The sequence below is a fragment of the Flavobacterium sp. CG_23.5 genome, assembly GCF_017875765.1.
GTDB lineage: Bacteria > Bacteroidota > Bacteroidia > Flavobacteriales > Flavobacteriaceae > Flavobacterium.
On record NZ_JAGGNA010000001.1, the window covers coordinates 1,934,719 to 1,948,333 of the forward strand.

Below are 13,615 nucleotides of genomic sequence, written 5' to 3' on the forward strand. Positions count from 1 at the left end.
TTGTTAAATTTTATATTCTTTGTTTACATATTTTGGTTTTGTGTAACTACATTTGCTTTCAAAACGATAAACCCCAATTTTTTTTAAAATAAAATGACAAAAACGGCCAAACCTTTAATCTTGATTACAAATGACGACGGCGTTTCGGCTCCGGGACTAAGAGCATTAATTGACGTTATGTCAGAACTTGGCACTGTAGTAATTGTCGCTCCAGACAAACCACAAAGCGCTACAGGTCATTCCATCACTATAAACGACACCTTATATTTAAATAAAATTTCAAAAGATGGCGATATCATAACCGAATACAGTTGTTCAGGAACTCCTGTAGATTGCGTGAAATTAGCTGTAAATGAAATTCTGCATAGAAAACCTGATTTGTGCGTTTCCGGTGTGAATCATGGATCTAATTCTTCAATTAACGTAATTTACTCCGGAACGATGAGTGCGGCTGTAGAAGCTGGTATTGAGGGAATTCCGGCTATAGGTTTTTCGCTTTTGGATTATGACTGGAATGCTAATTTTGAAAACATAAAGCCTTTTATTCGAAAAATAGCTACGCAAGTTCTTGAAAATAGCCTGTCAGACGGTGTCATATTGAATGTGAATTTTCCAAAATTAGAAACAAAAGACATTAAAGGAATTAAAATATGCCGTCAAGCTAAAGCAATTTATGTGGAGAAATTCGACAAACGAAAAACACCTCAAGGTCGAGATTATTACTGGCTTGCAGGTGAACTTGTTAATCAGGACCATGGCGAAGATACAGATGAATGGGCTTTGAAAAACGGCTATGTTTCGGTAGTTCCTGTTCAGTTTGATTTGACCGCACACCATAGCATGCAACAACTTAACACCTGGAAATGGAATGAATAAAATAGATTTATTTACCGGATTCATTATTGGAATTTTAGCTTCATTGCTGGGCAGTTTTATTTTCATCACTTTTTTTACTGATTACACCTTTCTAGCGGGTATTCAGATTATGAAATTTGAGGGGAAACTGGGGAAACTAATCACGCTCGGATCTGTACTTGATTTGGTCGCTTTTGCCGTTTTACTAAAATTAAATAAAGAGATGATGGCACGCGGAGTCATTTTAGCAGTCATTATCCTGACGCTTCTCTCTCTGTTGATTTAAGAAATACAATTATTTATACCTTTGTTCCCTAAAAAACCATCGATAAAAGAGTTTTACATTTATTACAATTAATTTAAAAACTCCAAAACATAAAATATGAAATATTACATCATAGCAGGAGAAGCTTCGGGCGATTTACATGGTTCGAATTTGATGAAAGCACTTTATAAAGAAGATCCTACTGCTGATATTCGGTTTTGGGGTGGTGATTTAATGCAAAATGTTGGAGGGACTTTGGTAAAACATTACCGAGAATTGGCTTTTATGGGCTTTGTTGAAGTGATTTTCAATTTAAAAACCATTTTGAATAATATCAAAATATGTAAAAAAGACATCACCAGCTTTCAACCCGATGTAGTAATTTTTATAGATTATCCCGGTTTTAATTTGCGTATCGCAAAATGGACCAAAGAATGTGGGTTCAAAAACCATTATTATATTTCGCCGCAAATTTGGGCATGGAAAGAAAACCGAATTACCGAAATCAAACGAGACATTGATAAAATGTACGTGATTTTACCTTTCGAAAAAAGCTTTTATGAAGACAAACATAATTTCCCAGTTGAATTTGTAGGCCATCCTTTGATTGACGCAATCCATAACCAGAAACCAATTGACGCTGCCGTTTTTAGAACAGAAAATCAATTAAACGAAAAACCAATAATTGCTATTTTACCTGGCAGCCGAAAACAAGAAATCACTAAAATGTTATCGGTGATGTTGAGCGTTGTAAATGATTTTCCGGACTATCAGTTTGTAATTGCTGGTGCACCAAGTCAGGAACATTCGTTTTATAAAAGTTTTATTTCTAATGAAAATATAAAATTCATATCGAATAAAACCTATGATTTATTGCGAAATGCAACTGCTGCATTAGTTACTTCAGGAACTGCAACATTGGAAACGGCACTTTTCAAAGTTCCGGAGGTTGTGTGTTATAAAGGCAGCTGGGCTTCGTACCAAATTGCAAAACGTATCGTCACTCTTAAATTCATTTCGTTAGTCAATTTGATCATGGATAAAGAAGTGGTTACTGAATTAATCCAAGAAGACTGTTCCACGAAACGCATTCGAGAAGAATTAAAAAAAATACTGGAATCAAAACATCGAAGTACTATTTTACAAGAATATGAGTTATTAGAAGAGAAACTAGGTGGAATTGGTGCGAGTGAAAAAACAGCAAAATTGATTGTTGCTGATTTACAGTGATTTCGGTTGTTTCATCGTTATTTATATTTAAAAAATTTGAATCTTTTGAAACACATACTAAATACTTTTTTACTAATTGTACTTTTTACGGCTTGTAAACCAACCTCCATGGTAATTACTTCGAAGAAAGAAAATCTTACTAAATCCGAGAAGAGAAAAAACATCCGTTTGATTGAACAAATAGTCGATACAGCAACTGAAAATATTGGAGTAAAATACAAATACGGCGGCACCACCAAATCCGGCTTTGATTGCTCGGGACTCACTTACACTATCTTTAATTCCTACAATATACCGCTTCCGCACTCCTCGTATGAGCAATCAAAAGTGGGAGTAATTGTAAATCGAGATCCTGAACATGCTAAAAAAGGGGATTTGATATTTTTTAAAACTAACGGCAAATCACAAATCAATCATGTAGGAATGGTTATTGAAGTTACGGATGATGAAATAAAATTCATCCATTCTTCTACCTCAAAAGGAGTTATAATTTCCTCCACAAAAGAGCCTTACTATCAAAGAACATTTGTACAGTTGAATAGAATTTTATAAATAATCACGGCTACTGGCATCTTAAATTAAATTCCGATACGCTTTTTTAAATACAAAGTTATTTCTTACTAAAAATTATTGTACTTTAGAGACATGAAAGTGCTACAATTTCCTTTAGCGAGAATAACATTCGGTTTTGTTCTAGGCATAATTGCTGCTTTTTATTTAAAACCAAATCCACAAATAGTATTTTTTTTACTGCTGATTTCTCTTTTTGGATTAGGAATAAGTTACTTCTTGGCAAAGAAAAATTTCAGCTCCCACTTATTTTTCGGAATAATTACCTATTTTCTTTCGTTTTTTATCGGTGTAACAACTCAAATTATTCACACCGATTATTTCCGAAAGGATAATTATTCCCATTTTAAAACCATTTTTGAAAAGCCTCATTTAATCGATGTCACGCTAAGAGAAAAATTGAAAAGCTCCACTTTTAATGATCGTTACATCGCTATTGTAAACCACATCGACCAATCCGAAAGTTCCGGCAGAATAATTGTAAACATCCGAAAAGACAGTTTAAGTCATGTCTTTGAAATAGGGAACATTTTACAAATAAAAACTGTATTAAATGAAAACAGTCCGCCAAATAACCCGAATCAATTTGATTACAGCAAATACCTCGAAAACAAGCAAATCTATGCTCAAATCTATGCGGACATTGATGAAATCAACATAAGTGCTACTATTGAAAAAAACATTTGGTATTATACTTCCAAATTAAGATCTACAATAATCCAAAACCTAGAAAAAAGCAACTTTCATAAAACAGAATTAAATGTTGCTATCGCTTTAATTCTGGGACAACAACAAGATATTTCTCCAGAAATTATCAGGGATTATCAATATGCCGGTGCCGTTCATATATTGTCGGTTTCCGGATTGCATATTGGATTTATATTACTTTTTGTAACATTTATTCTAAAACCTTTACCGAATACAAAACGAGGTTCGTTTATCAAGTTGTTAATCATTCTCGCCTCCTTATCATTATTTGGAATAATCGCAGGTTTAGCGCCATCCGTTCTGCGGTCTGTTACCATGTTTTCGTTTGTTGCCATTGGAAATCATCTGCGAAAAAGTGTCAACATTTATCATACGTTACTCGTTTCCATTTTTATTATTTTACTTTTCGAACCTTCTTTTCTATTTGATGTTGGTTTTCAGTTAAGCTACATCGCTTTGTTTTTCATAATTTGGCTACAGCCTCTTTTATCTTCGCTTTGGCTGCCAAAAAACAAAGTTTTAAAATACATTTGGGATATTCTCACAGTTTCCTTCGCGGCTCAAATAGGCACCTTGCCTTTAAGTATTTATTACTTTCATCAATTCCCGGGTCTATTCTTTATTACTAATCTAGTCATCATACCGCTACTTAGTTTTATAATGGTGTTGGGAGTGCTGGTTATGGTTTTGGCTGCTTTTGGTTATGTACCATTTTTTCTTGCCAAACTTTTAGAATGGAGTATCTATTATATGGATAAGATAATTAATTCGATTGCCTCGCTAGAGCAATTTATAATTCAAAATATTTCATTTAATTACTACCTTTTAATTTGTAGTTACCTTTTGATTGTTACCGTTATCATTTGGTTGAAAAAACCAAATTTCAATAAATTAATTATCGTTATATTTTCGATTATCATTTTACAAATAGCTCATATAAAAAATCATTATAATATTCAAAACCAAAAAGAATTGGTGGTGTTTAACATAAAAAAGAATACACTTATTACAGAGCGAAATGGTAATCATGTTACTTTATATGCCAATGATAGTATTTTAAAAATAGCTCGAAAAAACACAGTTCTCAATTCCTATTTAGTGGGCAATTTTAGTGTTTTGGAAACAAAAAAAAGAATTCAAAACACAGTCTTTTTCAATGGAAAAAAAATTCTAATAGTGGATAGTTCGGGTATTTATCCAATAAATAGTAAGCCGGACATTTTGTTGCTAACTCAGTCTCCAAAAATAAATTTAGAACGACTGTTTCAGTCCGTACAACCCAAAATAGTAGTAGCTGATGCGTCTAACTATAAAACGATACAAAAATATTGGAAAGCAACTTGTAACAAACAAAAAATCCCTTTTCACGCGACTGGTGAAAAGGGATTTTATAAAGTGGACTAAAAGATTATTTCTTTTTAAGAATTCCATTGGCAACTTCAAGCCAAGCGACAGGGCCACCAGCTACATAACCTGTAGTCCCTAATCCTTCAAAGTTGACTTTCCCGTCTTTATTAGTACCATTGGCAAAACAAATTGTTGGAAAACCTTGTATGCTAAACGCTTGTTGCAATTCATTGTTCTGAAGCTTAATTTCTGGAGTTTGAGGCGTTCTTCTTGGATAATCTAGTTCTACCAGAATCACATTTTCATTTGCCCATTTTGCAAATTCGGGCGTTTTCAACACTTCCTTTTGCAATCTAATGCACCATCCACACCAATCACTACCAGTAAAAAAAAGCAATAAAGGTTTTTTCTGTTTATTTCCAATAGCAATAGCTTCTTTAACATTGGTATGCCAATTTAATTCTTGAGATTGCATGGCAGCAGATCCAAAAACCAACATCATAAGTACTAGTATCTTTTTCATATATTTTAATTTTAATTTTATCAATCAAAAACAATACCTAAAATTAGTGAATTATTTTACACCTTGCATTAATTTTTTTACCAAAGGTGAAATAACTATCAAAAGCACTCCCGCAATCAAGGCATATATGGCTAATTGCTTGTATCCATCGGCATAGACGATCAACTTTTCAAGGTTCGTTGCATTTTCAGAAGCTCCTGCAATATTAGCTCCTAATAATCCTGCAAAATATTGTCCATAAGCACTCGCCAGAAACCACATTCCCATCATTACGGCTTGCACTTTTTGGGGCGATAATTTAGTCATCGCAGACATTCCTATTGGAGACAAACATAACTCTCCAAACGTAATGATGAACCATCCAAAAGTAAATAAGTCTAAAGAAGTAACTCCATTTGCATCAGCGAAAAATTTAGTGTAATAAAACACGTAAAATCCACCCGCAAGAAATAGAAATCCTAAGCCAAACTTAACAACTGTATTGGGTTCAATTTTTCGTTTACTCATCCATAACCAAACTAATCCAACTAAAGCAGCAAAAGCAATTACAAAAAACGAATTAGCGCTATTGTTTACCCCATTTGGATCTAATGGAACTCCAAGAACTGTTTTACTCAAATTACTTTCTGCAAAAAGACTTAATGAACCTCCGCTCTGTTCGAAAAATGCCCAAAAAACAATTGAAAATAATATAAAAACTAACGCAGCCACTAGTTTTTTATTCTCCGAAGAAGAGAAATTTCTCATTTCAAAAAGTAAATATAGCAAAGAACATGGACCAATAATGTACATGAACATATCCGTATATCCAGAATTGGAAACCAATAAAATTATAACAGGAATCACGGCAAGTGAACCCACATAGGTTAAGGATTCATAAACTTTCCTTTTAGAGGTTTCCATACCCAGTAAAGGTGATATTCCTATATCTCCTAAGCTTTTTTGAGTTTGGACAAAAGTCAATAAACTTATGACCATTACAATCGCAGCAAAACCAAAAGCAACATTCCATCTTAAATGTTCCGGTACTATACTTGTCAGCATGGAACCATTGGCAACCGCTATACATAAATATCCTCCAATAAGAGCACCAAGATTTACACCCATATAGAAAAAAGAAAAACCTGCATCCCTCCTGTTATCGTCATCTCTATACAAACGACCGACCATAGTAGAAATATTTGGCTTAAAAAACCCTGTTCCGATAATAGTAAAACTTATTCCAATAAAGAAGAACTGACTGGGATCAATAGACAAAATAACACTTCCAGCAATCATCAGTATCCCACCCCAAAACAACGATTTTCTAAACCCCAGAATTTTATCAGCAAACATCCCTCCGATGAAAGTAAATGCATAAACAAATGCTTGTGTTGCTCCATACTGCAAATTAGCATTAACAGCATTCATTTTTAATTGGTTTACCATAAAAATAACCAGCATTCCACGCATTCCGTAAAAGCTGAAACGTTCCCACATTTCACTAAAAAACAAATACCATAATTGTTTAGGATACTTGCCTTTGAAATTTTGTATTTCTTCTATCGTTAAATTTTGCGCCATAGCTGTAGTATTTAAAAAAACAAACCTACAAGAATTCTTGTAGGTTTGAAAGATATTAAATTAATTTTTTTACTAATTATCTAACGCCATGCATCATTTTTTTCAAAACTGGTGTTAAGGCAAATAATATTACTGCTGCAAGTCCTGTAAGAACCACAAACACCATAAAAAATTCGAAAAGATTATGAATTTCAAATCCTGCAAAAACAGGATTGGAGGCATCTATTTGATTGGTAGTTAAAATTTGCAATTGCTCCGCTGTTGGAGTAACTGTTTTATCTAAAATAGGTTGTAATTCAATTCCTAACTCTTTTGCTTTAATAAATTTATCTCCAGTTGCCGGAATAATTGAACCTAAAGTTCCTGCTAACGCATATCCGGCTGCATTTGATAAAAAGAAAACTCCGAATAATAAAGAAGCAAAACGTTTTGGAGATAATTTCCCTACCAATGATAATCCAATTGGTGACAAACATAATTCAGCAAAAGTCTGAATCAAGTACATTAAAATTAACCATTTGATACCTAAAAGTCCACTATTTCCTAAATCTTTCACATTGTAAGCCAAGATAAAATAACTCAAAGCGATTAACCCTAAACCAATCGCTTGTTTTACAGGCGAAATTGGTTCTTTTCCAGAAGCTCTCAATTTATCCCAAAGAATACTAAATGGAAGTGCAAAAGAGAATACAAAAAGACCGTTAAAAATCTGAACCATCGACGGTGGCATATTCCATCCAAAGAAATTTCTGTCGGTTTGGTTATCCGCAATAAAAGTCAATGAAGATCCCGCTTGTTCAAAAGCTGCCCAAAAGAAAATAATAAAAAAGGCAACAATATAGATAACCAAAATTCTATCTCTTTCAATTTTAGTCAAAGAACTATCCGAAATAATTAATCCTGCCAACGTTAAACCACTTGCATAGATAATTGGGTAAATTACAGTTTTAATGAAATTTTCACCTCCCAATAAATATCGGAAAGCAAAAAACAAAACAACGAATGCAATTACTGCCATTACTAAAGATTTTGTAGAAAACACCGCTTTTTGCGCTTCTCCTTCTTCAAAATCGGATGCTTCATTTTTAGATGGCAATCCTCCTAAAGGTCTTCCTTCTGGCGTTACCACATATTTATTTTTCAAGAAATAAAACACTAATGTTCCTATTAACATGGCAACTGAAGCGGCAAGAAATCCCCATTTAAAAGCATGAATATCTCTAATTCCGTTTGCATCTTTTACATCTCCAATCAATGGGCAAATTAATTGTCCAAGAAAAGCACCTAAATTGATACCCATGTAGAAAATTGTAAAAGCAGTATCCAACTTACTTTTTTCTTGTTTTGGATACAAACTACCCACCATGCTCGAAATATTTGGTTTAAAAAAACCATTCCCAAAAATGATAATCCCTAAAGCTGACCACATTAAAGTAGTGGCAAGACTTAAGTTTGTGCCAAAAATACTAGCACTGGTAAACAATAACAATTGTCCAACAGCCATCATTAAACCTCCAAGTAAAATACAATTTCTGTTTCCAAAAAAACGATCGGCAATAAATCCTCCCAACATGGGTGTCAAATAACAAAGTCCTAAGAAACCTCCATAAATAATAGAAGCGTCAGCCTCTTTCATCATTAATGAATTGATAAGGAACAGGGTTAAAATGGCCCGCATTCCGTAGAAATTGAAGCGTTCCCACATTTCTGTTCCAAATAATACCCAAAGTCCTTTTGGATGTGCTGTTTTTACTTGTGTCTCTACCATATTATCGTTTTTTGTTTTTAAATTGGTTATGATTTGATTTTGAATTACAAATTCTCTTTGATGAAATTAGTCATTTTTGTGTATAATTGGACTCTTGTTTTACCGCCATAAATTCCGTGGTTTTTATCAGGATAGATTTGAGAATCAAATTGCTTATTTGCTTGAATCAAAGCTTCCATCATTTGCATGGAATTTTGAACATGAACGTTGTCATCTCCAGAACCGTGTATCAATAGAAACTTACCTTTAAGTTTTTCTACATGATTTATAGGAGAATTTTCATCATAACCACTAGCATTTTCTTGTGGTGTCTGCATGTATCTTTCCGTATAAATACTGTCATAAAATCTCCAATTCGTTACCGGAGCAACCGCAATAGCCATTTTGAAAACATCATTCCCTTTCATTATACAGTTCGAAGCCATAAATCCTCCATAACTCCAACCCCAAATTCCAATTCTTGATTTATCAACAAATGAATAATTACCTATCACCTTAGCAGCAGCAATTTGATCTTCGACCTCGTATTTGCCTAATTCTTTTTGAGTGCATTTTTTAAAATCGGCACCTTTAAAACCAGTTCCTCTTCCATCAACACAAGCCACAATATAACCTTGTTGCGCTAACATCATAAACCAATAATCATCATTTGCGTTCCAATCGTTATTTACTTGTTGAGATCCAGGCCCTGAATATTGATACATAAAAACCGGATATTTTTTACTAGCATCGAAATCCTTTGGCTTAATCATCCAAGCGTTTAGCTCATTTCCTTTTTCTGTTTTTAAAACAAAAAATTCTTTTGAAGGCAAATTATACCCTTTCAGTTTTTTGGCTAAAGCTTCATTATTTTCAATAACCTGAACTTGATTTCCCATTTTAGCCTCATTCAATGTATATGTAGTTGGCTGAGATGAGCTAGAAAACGTATTGATATAGTATTGGAAATTTGGACTAAAAGTAGCTCCGTTTGTTCCAATATTCTTAGTCAAACGCATTTTGTTTTTTCCGTCAAGACCTATTCTGTAAATATCTCTATTGATAGAACCATTCTCCACTGATTGATAAAAAACAGTATTGGTTTTTTCGTCAAAACCATAATAATTAGTCACTTCCCATTTCCCTTTGGTTACCTGGTTTTTCAGTTTTCCATTTTTATCATATAAATAAATATGGTTGAAACCGTCTTTCTCACTAGTCCAAATAAAACTATTGTCTTTCAGAAAAGTCAAATTATCAGTTATATCCACATAAGCTTTGTCTTTTTCATTCAAAACCACTTTTGAAGTTCCTGAATTTCCATCGACAAACAATAAATCTAAATTATCTTGATGACGATTTAAAACTTGCGCTGACAAAACATTGGCATCATTTGTCCATTTCATTCTGGCAATGTAGAAATCATTGTATTTTCCTAGATTAACTTCTTTGGTCGTGCTGGCATTTACGTCATAAATATGCAAAGAAACTAACGAATTTTTTTCTCCTGCTTTCGGATATTTGAATGTTTCAACAGTTGGATACAAATCTTTCCCAAACTTAGACATAGAAAATTCTGGAACTTGACTTTCGTCAAAACGAATGTAAGCCAGTTTTTTACTGTCATTACTCCAATCGAATGCTTTTACAAAAGCAAATTCTTCTTCATAAACCCAATCCGTAATTCCATTGATAACAGAATTTTTCTTTCCGTCTGTGGTAATTGGAGTGATTTTGTTCGAAGCCAAATCATAAACGTATATATTGTTTTCTTTGGCGTAAGCTATCTTTTTCCCATCAGGTGAAAAGGTTGGCTCTTGTACTTGAAAATCAAATAACTTCTTTAATTTTTTGGTTGCAATGTTATACAAATAATAATCTGCCGTAAAAGAATGGCGGAAAATTTGATTTGTATTGCAAGCCAACAAAATCATTTTTTCAGATGAATCAAATGTGTAACTGTCGATCATAGGTAATTCCTTATGATCTTTGGTATCAATTAAAACAGCAATTTTTTTCAAGCTGGCAAAATCGTATAAATCAATTTGCATGCTTTTGGAAGCTCGGTCAAAATTCAAAACTGAATATTGATTGGTCAGTTTCATAGATTGCAATTCATCCATTCCTTTAGCACGAAAAGTGCCATTGTAAATTTCGTCAATTGTGATTTTCTGCTGTCCAAAAACAGTAAAACACAAAAATAAAAATAACACCGTAATTCTATTTGAACTCATAATATTAATTTGAAGATAAAAACCGTCAATTTTAGTGAAAAAATTACAATTAACGACTATTATATCTGTTAAATGTAAAAAGTAATATTAAAAACAACGATTTAATGAATATAATTTGGACGGAATAAAAGAGCTAAAACCGTATCTTTGTCGCTATATATCACATAATCTATTGAGAATGAATAACGCAGTAACCGGATTTTCTAAATTATCCAAAGAAGAAAAAATAAACTGGATTGCCAACCAATACTTTTCCACTCCAACAGAAGCTATAACATTGCTGAAAAACTATTGGAATTCTGACGAAAAAATACAAAAACTACACGATGAGTTCATCGAAAACACAATAACCAATTTCTATATTCCGCTTGGAGTTGCTCCAAATTTTTTAATTAACGGAAAATACAGTGCAATTCCGATGGCTATCGAAGAGAGTTCTGTCGTGGCTGCGGCTTCAAAAACGGCCAAATTTTGGTCGACTCGTGGCGGATTTAAAGCTACTGTTATCAATACCGAAAAAATAGGTCAAGTTCACTTTATCTACAGCGGTAACGTCTCTAAACTTAACTTGTTTTTTGCTCAGACCAAAGCGACATTCTTTACCGAAACGGAAAGCATTACCAAAAATATGCAAAAACGTGGTGGTGGAATTCTGGATATTGTGCTAAATGACAAAACCGATTTGCTGCCCAATTACTTTCAACTTCATGCTACTTTTGAAACCATAGACAGCATGGGAGCCAATTTTATCAATTCCTGTTTGGAGCAATTTGCTAAAACATTAAAAGAAGAAGTTTCTACCTACGAATTATTTACAGAAACAGAAAAAGACATTCAAGTTGTCATGAGTATTCTATCTAATTATGTCCCTAATTGTATCGTTAGAGCCGAAGTCTCTTGTCTAATCGAAGACTTAAAAGAAAAACACATACCAAATCCTCTTGAATTTGCAGAGAAGTTCGTTCAAGCGGTTCAAATCGCCGAAGTCGAACCATACAGAGCTGTTACTCACAATAAAGGAATTATGAACGGAATCGATGCTGTGGTGCTTGCTACAGGAAATGATTTCCGTGCGGTCGAAGCAGGAATTCACGCCTATGCCTCTCGAAACGGAAAATATTCCAGTCTGTCACATGCGAAAATAGAGAATGGAATTTTTACATTTTGGATGGAAATCCCTTTAGCGCTGGGCACAATTGGCGGCTTAACTTCTTTACATCCTTTAGTGAAATTCTCCTTAGAAATGCTTGAGAAACCATCTGCTAAAGAACTAATGCAAGTGGTGGCCGTTGCCGGTTTAGCGCAAAATTTTGCCGCATTAAGGTCCTTAACAACAACCGGAATTCAGGAAGGACACATGAAAATGCATTTAAACAATATCATAAATCAGTTTGAAGCCAATGACGAGGAACGCGTTTTGATACGAAAACATTTTAAACACCATGTCGTTTCTCATAGCGCCGTTGTTGATTATATTGAAAACTTAAGAAAATAATTATCCTGTTTTTAGGAGCTATTCCCGCTATCCGTTTCAATCTTTTTTTCCTCGCAAAGGCGCGTCAAAAAAGGATTTCCACTATTATCGGGGCTAAAAAAAACACTGAAATAGATTCAGCATAAATGAAACAAACATTCTACAGTAACGGAAAACTTTTAATAACAGGCGAATATCTTGTTTTAGATGGAGCCAAAGCGTTTGCGTTACCCACAAAATTCGGACAAAATCTGATTGTCGAAAAAGGAAGCAATCAAGAGATAAAATGGAAAAGTTATGATAAGGACGGAACTATTTGGTTTGAAGACACTATTTTATTTTCCGATATTTCGAATAAGACAATTTCAGAAACAGAATCTGTTAAAAGCACATTGACTACCATTTTGCAAGAAGCTTTTTTTAAAAATCCTGATTTCATAAATAATTCCGAAGGGTATCATGTTACCACACAACTTAGCTTTCCTAAAAATTGGGGCCTGGGAACCTCTTCTACACTAATCAACAATATCGCTCAGTGGCTGCAAATTGATGCCTTTGAGTTGCTTAAAAACAGTTTTGGAGGAAGCGGTTATGATATTGCCTGCGCTCAAAACGACACGCCTATTTTATATCATCTGGAGCAAGGCAAACCCATTGTAGAAAAAGTAGTCTTTAATCCTGAATTTCTAGAAAACTTATACTTTGTCTATCTGAATAAAAAGCAGAATAGTAAAGCAGCAATAAAATCGTACTATAATCACCGAAGCAACAATTTAGTAAAAACAATTGCCAATAACAACCAATTAACGCAAGCGGTTTTACACGCAAACACACTTAAAAAATTCTCGGATGCATTAGAAGAACACGAAGCTGAAATGAGCATTATTCTCGAAATGAGAACCGTTAAAGAATCGTTATTTCCAGATTTTAACGGTATGGTAAAAAGTCTTGGCGCTTGGGGAGGTGATTTCGTTTTGGCAGTTTCAAAAGAAAATCCGACAACCTATTTTAAGAAAAAAGGTTTTGAAACCGTTATTCCTTATAGTGAGATGATATTAATTTAATTTGGTTTTACCCCAAATAAAAATCCCGATACATT

11 protein-coding genes are annotated in these 13,615 nt (G+C 33.7%); 7 read left to right on the forward strand and 4 right to left on the reverse strand.

All coding sequences use genetic code 11. The features are described 5' to 3' along the window. Positions 1-93: 93 nt before the first annotated feature. The 5 genes from surE (at position 94) to H4V97_RS08305 (ending at position 5,032) form a co-directional block, all read left to right on the forward strand. Complete coding sequence (gene surE, locus H4V97_RS08285; protein WP_209549441.1) at positions 94-876, forward strand: 5'/3'-nucleotidase SurE; 783 nt, start codon at positions 94-96, stop codon at positions 874-876. Beyond that, on the forward strand, positions 869-1,141 hold the full coding sequence (locus H4V97_RS08290; protein WP_209549442.1) for a hypothetical protein: 273 nt from the start codon (positions 869-871) through the stop codon (positions 1,139-1,141). Before surE ends, H4V97_RS08290 begins: the two co-directional genes overlap by 8 nt. A 96-nt stretch (positions 1,142-1,237) precedes the next feature. Continuing rightward, positions 1,238-2,350: a lipid-A-disaccharide synthase gene (gene lpxB / locus H4V97_RS08295; RefSeq protein ID WP_209549443.1), complete on the forward strand. Its 1,113-nt coding sequence runs from the start codon at positions 1,238-1,240 to the stop codon at positions 2,348-2,350. 45 nt (positions 2,351-2,395) lie between these two features. After that, positions 2,396-2,902, forward strand: coding sequence for a C40 family peptidase (locus tag H4V97_RS08300; protein WP_245345218.1), 507 nt, complete (start codon positions 2,396-2,398; stop codon positions 2,900-2,902). A gap of 93 nt (positions 2,903-2,995) precedes the next feature. Beyond that, positions 2,996-5,032, forward strand: a complete 2,037-nt coding sequence (locus H4V97_RS08305; RefSeq protein WP_209549444.1) for a ComEC/Rec2 family competence protein — start codon at positions 2,996-2,998, stop codon at positions 5,030-5,032. A gap of 4 nt (positions 5,033-5,036) precedes the next feature. Here H4V97_RS08305 and H4V97_RS08310 read toward each other — a convergent pair whose 3' ends face one another. The 4 genes from H4V97_RS08310 to H4V97_RS08325 form a co-directional block, all read right to left on the reverse strand. After that, entirely contained in the window at positions 5,037-5,498 is a 462-nt protein-coding gene (locus tag H4V97_RS08310) for a thioredoxin family protein (protein WP_196848939.1), read from the reverse strand. A gap of 51 nt (positions 5,499-5,549) precedes the next feature. Further along, positions 5,550-7,061 carry a peptide MFS transporter gene (locus H4V97_RS08315; RefSeq protein WP_196848938.1) on the reverse strand — a complete coding sequence of 504 codons (1,512 nt, stop codon included), beginning with the start codon at positions 7,059-7,061 and terminating at the stop codon, positions 5,550-5,552. Between the two features lie 76 nt (positions 7,062-7,137). Further along, the gene (locus tag H4V97_RS08320) at positions 7,138-8,829 is read right to left on the reverse strand and encodes a peptide MFS transporter (protein WP_209549445.1); all 1,692 of its coding nucleotides are present in this window, start codon (positions 8,827-8,829) and stop codon (positions 7,138-7,140) included. 44 nt (positions 8,830-8,873) lie between these two features. Then, positions 8,874-11,042, reverse strand: a complete 2,169-nt coding sequence (locus H4V97_RS08325; protein WP_209549446.1) for a S9 family peptidase — start codon at positions 11,040-11,042, stop codon at positions 8,874-8,876. Positions 11,043-11,220: 178 nt separating this feature from the next. On the opposite strand from H4V97_RS08325, the gene H4V97_RS08330 reads away from it, so the two are divergent. Both H4V97_RS08330 and H4V97_RS08335 read left to right on the forward strand, forming a co-directional pair. Next, positions 11,221-12,537 carry a hydroxymethylglutaryl-CoA reductase, degradative gene (locus H4V97_RS08330; protein ID WP_209549447.1) on the forward strand — a complete coding sequence of 439 codons (1,317 nt, stop codon included), beginning with the start codon at positions 11,221-11,223 and terminating at the stop codon, positions 12,535-12,537. A 125-nt stretch (positions 12,538-12,662) separates the two neighbouring features. Further along, a complete protein-coding gene (locus tag H4V97_RS08335) occupies positions 12,663-13,580 on the forward strand; it encodes a GYDIA family GHMP kinase (protein ID WP_209549448.1) in 918 nt (305 codons plus the stop codon). Positions 13,581-13,615 lie beyond the last annotated feature (35 nt).